At 41.7% G+C, this 13,603-nt stretch carries 14 protein-coding genes; 11 read left to right on the plus strand and 3 right to left on the minus strand.

Going from position 1 to position 13,603, the window contains the following annotated elements; genetic code table 11:
* The 9 genes from hisG to I6758_RS01950 all read left to right on the plus strand — a co-directional run bounded on the left by hisG (position 1) and on the right by I6758_RS01950 (position 6,558).
* Positions 1-651 carry an ATP phosphoribosyltransferase gene (gene hisG / locus I6758_RS01910; protein WP_196603796.1) on the plus strand — a complete coding sequence of 217 codons (651 nt, stop codon included), beginning with the start codon at positions 1-3 and terminating at the stop codon, positions 649-651.
* A 21-nt stretch (positions 652-672) separates the two neighbouring features.
* Entirely contained in the window at positions 673-1,740 is a 1,068-nt protein-coding gene (hisC, locus tag I6758_RS01915) for a histidinol-phosphate transaminase (protein WP_196603529.1), read from the plus strand.
* Between the two features lie 4 nt (positions 1,741-1,744).
* Entirely contained in the window at positions 1,745-2,329 is a 585-nt protein-coding gene (gene hisB / locus I6758_RS01920) for an imidazoleglycerol-phosphate dehydratase HisB (protein WP_196603530.1), read from the plus strand.
* A 1-nt stretch (position 2,330) separates the two neighbouring features.
* Complete coding sequence (gene hisH / locus I6758_RS01925) at positions 2,331-2,930, plus strand: imidazole glycerol phosphate synthase subunit HisH (RefSeq protein WP_196603531.1); 600 nt, start codon at positions 2,331-2,333, stop codon at positions 2,928-2,930.
* Positions 2,931-2,973: 43 nt separating this feature from the next.
* Positions 2,974-3,507: a DsbA family oxidoreductase gene (locus tag I6758_RS01930; RefSeq protein WP_196603532.1), complete on the plus strand. Its 534-nt coding sequence runs from the start codon at positions 2,974-2,976 to the stop codon at positions 3,505-3,507.
* A gap of 69 nt (positions 3,508-3,576) precedes the next feature.
* The gene (gene hisA, locus I6758_RS01935; RefSeq protein WP_196603533.1) at positions 3,577-4,305 is read left to right on the plus strand and encodes a 1-(5-phosphoribosyl)-5-[(5-phosphoribosylamino)methylideneamino]imidazole-4-carboxamide isomerase; all 729 of its coding nucleotides are present in this window, start codon (positions 3,577-3,579) and stop codon (positions 4,303-4,305) included.
* A gap of 2 nt (positions 4,306-4,307) precedes the next feature.
* On the plus strand, positions 4,308-5,066 hold the full coding sequence (gene hisF, locus I6758_RS01940; RefSeq protein ID WP_196603534.1) for an imidazole glycerol phosphate synthase subunit HisF: 759 nt from the start codon (positions 4,308-4,310) through the stop codon (positions 5,064-5,066).
* The gene (gene hisIE, locus I6758_RS01945) at positions 5,063-5,776 is read left to right on the plus strand and encodes a bifunctional phosphoribosyl-AMP cyclohydrolase/phosphoribosyl-ATP diphosphatase HisIE (protein ID WP_196603535.1); all 714 of its coding nucleotides are present in this window, start codon (positions 5,063-5,065) and stop codon (positions 5,774-5,776) included. Before hisF ends, hisIE begins: the two co-directional genes overlap by 4 nt.
* 62 nt (positions 5,777-5,838) lie before the next feature.
* Positions 5,839-6,558 carry a SagB/ThcOx family dehydrogenase gene (locus I6758_RS01950; protein ID WP_231038456.1) on the plus strand — a complete coding sequence of 240 codons (720 nt, stop codon included), beginning with the start codon at positions 5,839-5,841 and terminating at the stop codon, positions 6,556-6,558.
* Positions 6,559-6,634: 76 nt separating this feature from the next.
* Here I6758_RS01950 and I6758_RS01955 read toward each other — a convergent pair whose 3' ends face one another.
* Positions 6,635-7,753 carry an N-acetylmuramoyl-L-alanine amidase gene (locus I6758_RS01955; protein ID WP_231038457.1) on the minus strand — a complete coding sequence of 373 codons (1,119 nt, stop codon included), beginning with the start codon at positions 7,751-7,753 and terminating at the stop codon, positions 6,635-6,637.
* 429 nt (positions 7,754-8,182) lie between these two features.
* Between I6758_RS01955 and ftsZ the strand changes: the two genes are divergently transcribed.
* Positions 8,183-9,310, plus strand: a complete 1,128-nt coding sequence (gene ftsZ / locus I6758_RS01960; RefSeq protein WP_196603537.1) for a cell division protein FtsZ — start codon at positions 8,183-8,185, stop codon at positions 9,308-9,310.
* 160 nt (positions 9,311-9,470) lie between these two features.
* Here the strand turns inward: ftsZ and I6758_RS01965 are convergent, their stop codons facing one another.
* Positions 9,471-11,261: a heme NO-binding domain-containing protein gene (locus tag I6758_RS01965; protein ID WP_196603538.1), complete on the minus strand. Its 1,791-nt coding sequence runs from the start codon at positions 11,259-11,261 to the stop codon at positions 9,471-9,473.
* Positions 11,262-11,477: 216 nt separating this feature from the next.
* A complete protein-coding gene (locus tag I6758_RS01970; protein ID WP_196603539.1) occupies positions 11,478-11,939 on the minus strand; it encodes an Hsp20/alpha crystallin family protein in 462 nt (153 codons plus the stop codon).
* 202 nt (positions 11,940-12,141) lie between these two features.
* On the opposite strand from I6758_RS01970, the gene I6758_RS01975 reads away from it, so the two are divergent.
* Positions 12,142-13,383: an ATP-binding protein gene (locus tag I6758_RS01975; protein ID WP_196603540.1), complete on the plus strand. Its 1,242-nt coding sequence runs from the start codon at positions 12,142-12,144 to the stop codon at positions 13,381-13,383.
* The last annotated feature ends 220 nt before the right edge of the window (positions 13,384-13,603 follow it).

Below are 13,603 nucleotides of genomic sequence, written 5' to 3' on the forward strand. Positions count from 1 at the left end.
ATGTCTGCAGAAAATATGGAATACTTGACTATTGCTTTGCCGAAAGGAAAAGTTTTTGGCAAAGCTGCCGAATTATTTAAAAAAATAGGCTATACGGCGGAAGGTTTATCGGATAAATCACGCAAACTTATAATAACCAACAGAGATAAAAAAATACGATTCATAATAACCAAAACAGCAGATGTGCCTGTTTATGTAGAATATGGAGCAGCTGATATAGGGGTGATCGGCAAGGATGTTTTGCTGGAATCGGCAAAGGATGTCTATGAGCTGCTGGATCTTAAAATTGCCAAATGCCATTTGATGATGGCAGTGGCGAAGCAAGCAAAAAGAGCACATCTTGCTGATTATGCCAATACCAGGGTAGCTACTAAATTCCCGCATATTGCGGCGGAATTTTTTAATAGTAAGGGCATGCAGATGGAATATATAAAACTGCATGGTTCGATCGAGCTTGGACCTATTGTAGGATTATCGGAAAGTATTGTGGATATTGTGGAAACGGGGACCACTCTGCGGGAAAATGATCTGGAGGAGTATGCTTTTATAGCTGATGCTACAGCCAGACTTATAGCTAACAGAGTCAGTTTTAAAATGAAATTTGACAGAATCAGCAAAATGCTCGAAGATCTACGTGCGATTATCGGCTGAATTTGGAGGGATAGATTATATATGTTGAAATACCGTACAGGCATAAAAAATTTGCCTACCTATGATGTGGTTGAGCGTGACTGGAATATTAAGCTCAATGCCAATGAATGTAATATGAACCTGCCGCCCGTTGTGGAAGAGCGGGTTATGAGCGGCTTGTCAAGGCTTGCTTTTAATAGATATCCGAATACGGAGACTGAGTCCCTGGCCGAGCAGCTCGCGGGGGCATTTCATGTGCAGCGCGGCAATATACTTTTGGCCAATGGTTCCAGCGAGATTTTGGAAAAAATGTTTTTTTGCTTTGGCGGGCGCAATCATAAGGTAGTTTATCCCAGACCGTCTTTTTCAATGTATAAAATTTATGCGGATTTGAGCAATTCAATAAGCGTACCTTTTGATCTGGATGAAGAGTATCGTTTGAATGCGGGAAAATTTGTAGAAACAGTAAATACCAATAAGGCGCATCTGGCTGTGGTATGTGCACCGAACAATCCGACAGGCACGCATATTCCTCTGGAAGACATAGAGTATATAGCGCAAAATATCAGCTGTGCATTTGTGGTAGATGAAGCATATATAGAGTTTGATAAAAAATCAGCCACGGAAATACAGCACAAATATCCGCATATGATTGTGGCACGCACTTTCTCAAAAGCTTACGGTCTGGCGGGGGCAAGAGTCGGTTATATGATAGCTGATAAGAAAATAACGGAAATGACAGGCAAAGTGTTTATGCCGTATCACTTGAATATCCTTTCGGCGGTGACGGCAGATATCGTTTATCAAATGAGACATGAATATGAACCGCGTATTGCGATGATGATCGCCGAGCGTGAACGCATGGCTCTGCAATTGAAGCAGATGGAAGGTATAAAAATTTATCCGTCCGCGACGAACTTTATTTTGATGAAATATGATAAGGCAGCTGCTTTGAACGAATATTTGATAAATATAGGTATAGGGGTGAGAAGCTTCGGCAATGCTCCTGGACTTGAGAATTGTATCCGCATTTCAGCAGGCCTGCGGGAAGAAAATGATACGTTTATGAAAATTGTCAAAGAATTTGTGGAAAATCACACTGAGGAGTGAGCATATGCGCCAATTTACTATAGAACGCCGGACTCTGGAAACCTCTATAAAAACCACGATCAATCTTGATGGCACGGGCAAAGCCGCTGTCGATACAAAAATCGGTTTTTTTGATCATATGCTGACACTGCTGGCTGTGCATGGGCTGATAGATCTGAACGTGACATGCGATGGCGATATAGAAGTGGATGGACATCATACTGTAGAGGATATAGGCATTGCCATGGGGGATGCGTTTTTCAGTGCTGTCGGCGATAAAAAAGGGATCAAAAGATATGGTACCTTTTATATTCCGATGGACGAGGTACTGGCCATGGTATCTCTTGATATAAGCAACAGGCCGTTTTTGGTTTTTGAGGCGGGAGAATTGGCACCGATGATCGGCTCTTTTGATACGCAGCTGGCAGAAGAATTTTTTCGGGCATTTGCTTTTCATGCAGGAATAACGCTGCATATAAAGGTATTGTACGGAAAAAATTCGCATCACAAAATTGAGGCGATATTCAAGGCACTCGGACATGCATTGCGGGAAGCAGTGGAAAAAGATCCTCGAGTGGACGGTATACCAAGCAGCAAGGGGGTCCTGTAATATGATCGCAATAGTGGATTATGGACGCGGCAATTTGTTCAGTGTACAGAAGGCTTTTGCTTTTTTAGGTGCAGAGGCACGTATAACGGACAGTCACAAAGAAATAGAAAAAGCAGACAAAGTGGTTTTACCGGGAGTCGGAGCTTTCGGTGACTGTATGGATACGCTGTCGAAAACAGGGCTTGTCCCTGTGCTGCATGAAGCAGCAAAAAGCAAACCTTTTTTGGGAATATGTCTTGGTTTGCAATTGCTGTTCGAGGGCAGCGAAGAAAATCCGGGAGTAAGAGGACTGGGGATTTTCAAAGGCATGGTGAAAAAAATAAATGCACCTGAACTTAAGATACCGCATATGGGCTGGAACAACATTTTTGCAAGAGACGGGATGCAGCTGCTGAAGAATCTTCCTGAACGCCCCTATGTTTATTTTGTGCATAGTTATCATGCGGTTCCCGACGATCAGTCACTGGTAATCGCGTGGACAGAATATGGTGAAAAAGTAACTGCGGCAGTGGGGAATGGTTTTGTTTGGGCGACTCAATTTCATCCGGAAAAATCGGGAGAAGTAGGGATGCAAATTTTAAGAAATTTTGTTATGCTATAATAAAGATAAATAGAAAATAAAATATTTAAGGGAGGTATTATCTATGTCTGATATTTATGAAATAAAGGGACGTGAAGATGCGGGGAAGTTGGAAGTTTTTTTTGATTATGCTTGTCCCTACTGCTATCGCGGCCATAAAAATCTGATGGAGCTTATGAAAAAGTACCCGAAACTGGATATCATATGGCGTCCATGCGAAGCCCATCCTCGTCCGGAAGAGCACGGTGTGCACAGTGATCTGGCTATTTGCGGCATGTATTTTGTATTGGCGCATGCGGGTGACTTGATGAAATATCATAAATTGGCATTTGAAGCGACCTTTGAACATCATAAAGATATTTCGGATATTGCGGTTTTAAGCGATATAGCAGAACAATGTTCAGTAGATAAAAAAGAATTTACCGAAGCATTGACACAAGGGCTTTATCAAGATCTGGTGACACAGGGAAATATATATGCATGGTCAGAAAAGGAATTTGACGCGGTGCCGAGTTATGCCAGGGGCATGGCAAAAATAGGTTCGGGGAATGGTGTAATGGTAACAATAGAAGAATTGGAAAAATTTATTCAGGATTGATAACCATGTACGGCGGGAACATTTGCCAAATAAACAGATTATGGATATAGGGATTGTGAGGTTATATTTATGTTGATTTTGCCGGCTATTGATATAAGGGGCGGAAAATGTGTGCGCCTTTTTAAGGGGGATTTTACCAGAGAAACAATATTTTCTGAGCAGCCTGTCCAAACTGCCCAAAAATGGGCTGATATGGGAGCTAAATATCTTCATATCGTTGATTTGGACGGTGCTCTGGCCGGTGTATCAAAAAACTTACCGGTAATAAAGCAGATTGTCGATACTACTGATATTCCGGTAGAACTGGGCGGCGGTATACGTACGATTGACAATATAGAAAGTATTTTGCAGATAGGAGTAAGCCGTGTCATTCTGGGATCGGCAGCAGTGCAGAATCCGCAGCTGGTAACGGATGCATGCAGGTTATTTGGCGACAGGATAGCAGTCGGCATTGATGCAAAGGATGGGATCGTAGCGGTTGAGGGCTGGGGCGTATCGGGAAATGTGCATGCTGTTGAACTGGCAAGGAGAATGGCACTGGCGGGTGTAAAAAATATAATTTATACTGATATTTCCAGGGACGGGACATTATTGGGAATAAATGTGCAGGCAACCGCAAATTTAGCTAAGAGCAGCAGGGTAAATGTGATTGCTTCCGGGGGGTTGTCTTCTCTGGATGAAATCGGCGAACTGAAAAAATATGAGAAAGACGGTATTGTTGGCATTATTGCCGGTAAAGCCATCTATACCGGTGCTCTTGATCTGAAGGCCGCAATAGAAATTGCCGAGGGTGAATAAAAATGTATACAAAAAGGATTATTCCCTGCCTGGATGTGAAAGCGGGGCGTGTTGTAAAAGGAACGAATTTTGTTTCTTTGCGCGATGCCGGTGATCCGGTAGAAATGGCATGTCTTTATGATAAGGAATGTGCAGATGAATTGGTATTTTTGGATATTACTGCTTCCAATGAAAAACGCGATACTATGGTGGAAGTTGCGTCCGGCTGTGCATCACAGGTATTCATCCCATTTACGGTGGGCGGAGGAATACGTTCCACAGATGATATGCGGAACATGCTCAAAGCAGGTGCTGATAAAATATCCCTTAATACGGCTGCAGTTACAGACCCGGCACTGATAAGCGAAGGAGCGGTAAAATTCGGCAATCAATGCGTTGTGCTGGCGGTAGATGCCAAAAGGGACGGTGAAGATTCCTGGGAAGTTTATATAAATGGAGGGCGCACACCGACAGGACTCGATTGTCTGGAATGGGTGAAAAAAGCGGTTTCTCTCGGTGCCGGTGAAATACTGCTGACCAGTATGGATGCTGACGGAACGAAAAACGGATATGATATAGCTCTGACACGGGCTGTATCGGAAGCGGTATCGGTTCCTGTCATTGCATCAGGCGGGGCAGGAGAATTGTCGCACTTTTACGATGTATTGACAGAGGGGAAAGCCGATGCTGTGTTGGCGGCTTCGGTATTCCACTATGGCAGGTTTCGCATTCGTCAGGTGAAGGAATATCTGTTGTCACGGGGTGTGGAGGTAAGATTATGATTGATATAGATAAAGTGAAATTTGACGAACAGGGATTAGTACCGGCTGTGATTCAGGAAATAGATAACGATCAGGTATTGATGCTGGCGTATATGAATGAAGAATCGCTGAAAAAAACACTGTCTACCGGTTATACCTGGTTTTTCAGCCGCAGCCGGCAAGAACTCTGGAATAAAGGCGAAACTTCCGGCAATAAGCAGAAGATAGAAGAGATATTTTATGACTGTGACGGTGATACCCTTTTAGTAAGAGTACATCAAACAGGATGCGCCTGTCATACAGGGACATACACATGTTTCAGCGGCAGACGGCTGGGTTCTTCTAATAAAGAAATAGCTGTTCTCCGGGAGAAAGAGCAGCACTCGGCAAGCCTGACAAAAGTGCTTAACGAGTTATACGCTGTAATTCAGGACAGGAAAATACATCCTGTCGAGGGTTCATATACGAATTATTTGTTAAGACACGGACAAGATAAAATACTCAAAAAATTGGGTGAAGAAGCAGTAGAAACGATCATAGCATCCAAGAATAATGATAGGAAAGAAATACTTTATGAAATGGGAGATCTTTGGTATCATTGTCTGGTTGCACTGGCCTACCATAATATAGCACCGGAAGAACTGCTCGGGGAACTTTTAGGGCGGCGCAGCGGTGGTGGTGAATATCATAGTTTTATTGATCCTGATGATTTGGATCCGGAAGAGCAATGAGAATGCCGATGGGTATTGCTGTTTATAGAAAATAATATTTTGCGTAATCTATGGAGGAAAATATGGAAGATGTAAAATGTGCAAAGGAATTTTTACAGGAATCTTCATGGCAAAAAGGCAAAGGGAAGAAACAGACCGGCAGGCCGCTTCTTGAACTGCCGGCCGCTGAGGGCGAGGCAGTGATCATATTGCCGGAACCGGATATGCTGGAAGATCATACTGTGAATTTTCTTGAAATGATAGAACTTAGGGCAACTATTCGCCAATATAGTAAAGAGTCGCTTTCCCTGAAAGAATTGTCATATCTTCTTTGGTGTACGCAGGGCGTCAAAATGGCCAATGAGAATTTTACATTGCGCACGGTCCCCTCGGCGGGAGCGAGCCATTCTCTGGAAACATATATTCTTGTAAACAATGTGGAGGGCCTGGAAGCCGGTGTATATCGCTTTTTGGCTGTTGAACACAGCTTGGTCAAAGTGGATGCAGACAGGGACGCTGTCAGCAATTGTTTTTCTACCTTCAAGGTTGTTCTTAACAGTGCCGTTACTTTTATATGGAGTACAGTCATTGAAAGAGTTGCCTGCCGTTATGGCTCGAGGGGATATAGGTATGCATTTTTGGATGCAGGGCATGTGTGCCAGAATATTTATCTTGCGGCACAAACTATAAAAGCAGGCGTGTGCGCGCTTGGAGCTTTCGATGATGAGCAGATAAATGAAGAGCTGGCTCTGCCGAAAGATGAACAGTTTGTTGTTTATGGCGCCGCCGTGGGCAAGATATAAATGTAAATGATATATAAAATAAAAAGCTGCCGTACTGCATTGTTTTCTGCAGTACGGCAGCTTTTTGTTTAAGTGCTCATGATCCAGCGGATGAAAAAAATTTATTGATTCCATTGTAAATACCGGCAGCAAATTTATCAGTACCGCTGTCAGAAGTCAGCAATGCCTGCTCGGTAGGATTTGATATAAAGGCGGCTTCGATAAGGACTGCAGGCATATCAGTATGTTTGATCACATAAAAATTGGCTGTTTTTGTGCCTCTGTCCGGAGTATTTAAATTATCGATAATGCCGCGGCGAAGATATTCGGCAAGGCGTTCACTCAGGCCGCTTCCATTTTCATAATAGTAAGTGGAGGTGCCATTGGCAGATGTATCGGTAAAAGAATCGTTATGAATACTGATAAATATGTCGGCACCGGCTTTGTTGGCTATATCGCATCGAGCCTGCAATTCTGCAACATCACTTGCGGTGGGCGCAGCGACGGAGGTATCTGTGGTTCTGGTCATTATGACCGTGGCACCGGCGTCTTCCAGCATTTTTTTCAATTTTAAACCTATCCGCAGCGTAGAATCTTTTTCTTTTGCGCCATTGTAGCCTACTGCACCGGAATCATTGCCGCCGTGTCCGGGGTCGATGGCTATCTTTTTGCCTTTTATCCCCGGTGAAGTAAATATATCAGCAGTTGTATTGGAAGGGATTACAGATGTTGAGGCAGAAGACGCGGTTTTTGCGGACGAGGTTTGGGAATGTTCCTTAAGCCTGCCAAAATCCATTACGACACGATACGGAACGCTGCCGGCAGATAAGGAAAAAACATCATATGAATCACGTTTGAGAGAAGTATTGATAACTATGCGGACAGTATCATGAGAAAACTGAGCTACACGGATATTGCGGATATTTTTATTGGCTACTGTAAATTCTTTTTTTACAGATGGGGTGATCCACGCACCTTTCAGATCTATGACAATACGATCAGGAGAAGACAAACCAAAGGATTCATAATCAATTTCCTTATCTGCATCGGCAACAAGCCGTACTTTGCCATTGGCAGAACTTATACGGATATCGGTGATCTTCGCCAGAGAGGACGCAGCAGCAGTAAAATTGCCCGCTCTGGCGGTTTGAGGCAAAGACAGAAAAAAACTGAATAAAAATATATTGATCAAGAAAAAAGATAATATTCTGGGCAAAAAAACTCCCTCCCGCTATGTTGGAATATCGCATATAAAAATTGGCCGCATAATAGTTTAAGTTTGTAAAAAATCAGCAATAAGACAGCTGATGATCAAGCAGGTAATAAACAAGTGATTTTTCAAAGTAAAGCAGAGCACTATTAATATTATATATATTATTACATTCTAATATTCTACAACAAAAATTTGAAAAAGACAAAATAAAAATCTATTACTTGATATATGCCATTGCCAATGTATATAATAGATGACAGATGCAATGATAATTTTGCGCTCGTGCAATCCGGTCCGGCTGATTTAATGCAATGATTGGCAGGACTGAGGATTCATATAACGAATAATAATAAAGAAAAAGCATTAAAAATGTGACGGAATCAGAGATATTGTCGTGTATGGCTGGCCCATGATAATAAAGGGGGGATCTTTTTGCAAAGGGAAGATATACGGGGAACAATTGTCAATATAAAAATTATCGGTATCGGTGGCGGCGGCAACAGTGTGCTGAAACGCATAGCAGATGAGGAACATTCGGGGATGGATCTTATTGCTGTAAATACGGATAAAAAACAGCTGCAGACTTTGGCGCAGAAAAGCATCAGCCTTTTCCAAATAGGTGAAAATGTAACGCGCGGACTCGGCAGCGGCGGTAAGGTGGCATTGGGGCAGACGGCTGCTGTCAATGACGAATCGCTTATAAGGGATTCGTTGACCGGAGCTGATATGATTTTCATTACGGCGGGAATGGGCGGGGGGACCGGCACCGGAGCGGCACCGGTAATTGCTGAAATTGCTCATTCTATGGGAATCCTTACTATCGGTGTATTTACAATACCGTTTTCGTTCGAAGGTTCACGCAAAAGGAAAACAGCTATGGCCGGTGTGGAAGCCATGCGACCCTTTCTTGATGCATTGATCGTCATTCAGAATGATAAATTGCTCGAATTGCATGGGACTAATAAGCATATGTCGCTGCTGAATGCCTTTCATATGGTGGATAGTGTTTTAAAACAGGCCATCCGCTGTGTGTCGGAGTTGATTTTGACGGTTGGCGTTATAAATGTCGATTTTGCAGATGTTAAGTCTATTTTCAAGCAAAATGGCAATTCAGAAGCTCTTTTGGGCATAGGAGAAGGCAGCGGAGCGGTAAATGCTGTCAAAATGGCTGTAGAAAGTCCCTTGATAGAGCGCTCTGTAAATGGGGCCAGAGGTATTGTTTTAAATATAACCGGCGATGAAACGTTAAGCCTTTTTGAAGTAAATGAAGCCACCAAGTTTATTTATGAGAATACAAGTTCCGATGTTAACATAATATTGGGTACAGTTATAGATAAAAGTTTGGCAGGGAAAGTCAGAGCCACGATTATCGCAACTGATTTTGTGGATGACAAGATTGCGGCACCCGCGAAAAAAGAGGAGGCCGCCAGCGAAAATCCTTCATCGGCTCCGGATTTGCCTGTTTTTATGCAGAAGACTGATTCAACTGCGGGCTCAGATAAAAATTTGGGCAGATTGATTTTTGATATAGAAAAAATAGATAAAAAAAAGGATATATGATTCTGACGGCAGAAAAATTTTTTCTGCCGCGCAGATAAAAAGACCTTGGCAGCACAGTGATTTATTATCACTATTTTGCCAAGGTCTTTTTAGTTTTGAGGTGTAAGGTGAAAAGCATATGTTGGAAATTTGTTCATTACAGAAAATTTAGGTATTATAGTCAAACTTTAAAAATATTTATATCATCAGAGAAATACTGTGCCAGTTTTTTGAATTCCCCGATTTTATCAAGCAGACCCTTGATTTTTTCATTATAGATATGAATAGATGCGTTGACTTCTTCTGTGGATGCAGAATTGTCCTGAGCAATATCTACGATGGATTCTATTTTTTCATAAACATCATTCATACCGGACATTTCATGTTCCAATTGACTTATTATTTCAACGATGCTGTCAGAAACTGTACGTATTTTCTTCAAATAGGCAGTGTTTTCGGTCACAACCGAGATCAGATTGGCATTTTCCTCTGAAAGAATATCATATTCGACATCTACATGCTCGACAACTTCTTCGATAGTCTTGGTTATTGTCTGAACATCATCTGAAATGATCTGAGACTGTTCCTGGGATTGTTCGGCAAGTTTTCTGACCTCTTCCGCAACAATCGCGAAGCCTTTACCATGTTCTCCTGCCCGCGCAGCTTCTATAGCTGCATTGAGTGCGAGTAGATTTGTCTGTCCGGCAATGGCAGCCACCGTGCTGGTGATTTCGGTGATGCGCTTGGTCTGATCACGCAGACCTTCTACCGAAGCGTTGACCTTGGCAAAATTAGCCATGCTGGAATTGATTTTCTCGCTTGAATCATGAACATTGGAAAAACAATTTTCAATTTCACCGACGGCTGTTTGCAAATGAGTATTATTGCTGGCCTGTTTTTGAACGACATTTTTCAATGCAGAAATATTATCGTTTAAAATACTTACAGCCTGCGAAACTTTTTCGGAAGCTACAACAGATGATTCGGCACTGCTGTTTACTACCTGCGCAATAGTGTCGGAAGTTGTGCTCATGGTATTGCCAAGATCACTGAAAACATCACCGTAGCGGGATAGTTCATCCTGACCGCCTTTAATGCCGGTGAAGCTGCGGCGCATGCTGATTTTATAAGATTCTATTTGATCGGAAAGTGAGCTGAATATGTCTCTGGAAATTATATTCACAGTAGTAGCATAATTATGCTCATTGAGAGCGGTGAGTAAATCTTTGACGGAGGAAAGAGGGCGCAGGAATAAAGAAGAAATAATACCAGATAAAAAGCCGGTGAAAATTGGAATCCACAAGGGGAAGGAAAAACCGACTGCCTTTGAGAGAAGTGCAGCTATAAACATACATATAGCCGTCAAAAGTCCAATTTTAAATGAGAGAGAAGGTAAAAAACTGAAAAGGCAATTCAAACGGTAGGTATGATTGCTTTGTATCTTATAAGAAAATTTGAGCTTGAGTTTCAGGTGCTCAGTTCCTTTTTCTATTTCTGAAATTTCTATTTTTTCATGATAGTGCGCAGCGGCGCCATCCAGAAGACCGCGAAAATAATCAAATTTTTTCCGCTTGGAACGATATGTAAAAATGGATTCAGTAGAAGAGATGTTTTTCATTTCAACGGCAGGCGGATTTGCACCTGGGATAAGCCGTGTCACTTCTACATGAATGTCGTACAGTGAGCTTAAAAAAGCATGCAGATTTTCTCTTTGAAAAAAACCGGGGTAAAATTCAAAGAAAGTTGTAATATTGTCTCTGCCAATGGCACGCCAGATTTCGGCAGAAGGTTTTCCTAACTTTTTTGCCAGTGTATCACCAAGCGCCTGAGAGACTGCATCATCGATGTCCTCACTCGGTGTAAAAATATGATCGGAACCAAGTCCTATGTCATCCATGACGCCTCTCACGAGATCATCACCCCAGAGTTTTTTGCAGGTGCGTGTCCACGTGCTTACTACTGTACCTTTCATTATATACTCTCCTCTTTATTCTTATGCTGCTAATTATATACTTTTTTTTTAGGGTAGTAAATGATTATCTATTGATGCAAATAATTATCTGAGAAATAAAGTATAGCGGTATTAAAAAAGCTTTTCTGTTGTACAAAAAGCACAAAAGAAAAGCTTTTAAGTTCCCCCGGTCATTGCATATTTGACGCAAAATTTTTTATAAAAAACAGATACAGGTCACTCAATATTTATATGGGTGGTGCTGTCGTTCGGGATCGTTTTCGGCAGATTAATATTGAGTATACCGTCCGTGAACTCGGCTTTTGCCCGTGCTTCGTCTATATTATCTATATAAAAAGAACGAGACATGCTGCCATAACGGCGTTCACGGCGTATATATTTTCCGGTATCGTCTTTTTCTGCTTTTTCATCCTTGCTGTTTGCCTGAATAGTAAGATAACCATTATCATAGTTAAGTGAAATATCCTCTTTCTTTACGCCCGGAAGCTCAGCGGATAATTCATAAACATCACCGAGATCTCTTACATCGACTTTAAAAGAGGCAAAACCAGACATAGCGGTTTGTACAGGAGCAATTGCTGAATTAAAAAAAGGTTCATTGAAAAGATCAAATAAGCGGCCGAAGGCATCTTCCTTCTTGCTAACATTATTTTTTGTAAACGGAACTAAACCAAACATAAGAAAACCCCCTTAAAAATACATTAGTATAAACATAGACGGCAGAGAAATGATCAGCAGACATTTCTTTTCAGCCTTATATTTATATTATACCGATAAAAGTCAAAAAGTCAATATTAAATGAAAAGTGACTTTATTTGTTGGCAATAGACAAAAAGTCTGTTACTATTATATAAAAATGTATTAATGAATAGGTGAGAAAATGGGGAAAAAATTAACACAACTGCTGCTTTTTCGTGATTTTGCACAAGATGCAGTGCTCAAAGCGTATGATGAAGCCGAAAATAGTAATGATAAGAAAAAATGGCATATTTTCTTTGAAGAGCTGATATCTAAGGGCGAGTCGCTGGGACTGTCAGGAAGATTGTTTCCCGCATATATTGTCTATCTGCTGGCGGGAGGCAATAACATGGCTGCCGATAATATTCAACGCGGCGGTCATGCAGGAAAAAGTGTGGGAAAATTGCTGGAAATGGATATGGAAGCCATTTATCCTGTTCTTTTAAAAGAAATAAAAAAATCGGAAAACATAGATGAAATATTAAATAATTATGAACCGGCATGTGAGTCTGCATTTGAAGCTTATAAGGAGCTGCGCTGCACTCTGGAATGTATCGATTCTGCTGCCGGTGCAGCGCAATGTCTGTTGAATCATTATAAGAAATTTGGGTCGGGAGAGCTGGCGCGTTATCGTGCTTTTTGCTGGCATAATAATACAGGTCTTATGGGGATAGAATATTTTGAAAAAATAAGAATGTCAGATCTGGTCGGCTATGAAAAGCAAAAAAAAATGCTGCGCAGCAATACTCAGGTATTTTTAGAAAACAGGCCCGCCAATAATATTTTATTGGCAGGTGCGCGAGGCACCGGAAAATCTTCCGGGGTAAAGGCCTTGGCCAATGAATTTTATAAAAAAAATCTGCGGCTCGTGCAGATAACACGCGATCAAATAAAAGTAATGCCTGAAATAATGAAAAAACTGAGATGTCTGGCTGGGTATAAATTCATCATTTTTCTCGATGATTTATCGTTCAACGAGGGAGAAACAGAATATAAATATTTGAAATCTGTCATCGAAGGAGGCGTTTCTGCCATGCCGCAAAATGTGCTTTTATATGCTACTTCCAATAGACGGCATCTTATCAAGGAGACATGGAGGGACAGAGAAGATACGCAGGAAGAACTTTATCGCAATGACAGTGTGAATGAATCAATATCGTTATCCGATCGGTTCGGCTTGATAATAAACTATGATGCGCCCAGTCAGGATGAATATTTGTCGATTATTGACAGTTATCTCAAAAAAGCAGGAGTTGAACTCGAAAAAAAGGAACTGCGGCTTGAAGGGCTCCGTTGGGAAATGACACATTCGGGAAGAAGCGGACGAATCGCCAGGCAGTTTGTTAACTGGTATTTAGGGCAGAAAAATAAGGATGATGATTAAAGCAGATTCAGGGATTTTTACGAGGAACGAATAAACGGGACACGCCGGCATCACCATGTTCGAGAAGCTCAAGCTTCGTGTCTATGCCGCCGGCGCAGCCTGCAAAATTTCCGTCTGAAGCAACTGCACAATGGCAGGGCGCCGCCTATTTCTGCCAGACATTGTTCTCCTGCCGAGTGCTGCCGGAGGATTATTTTTAGTTGTAAATAAATTGAATAAA

The organism is Pectinatus haikarae, from assembly GCF_015732185.1.
Lineage (GTDB): Bacteria > Bacillota > Negativicutes > Selenomonadales > Selenomonadaceae > Pectinatus > Pectinatus haikarae.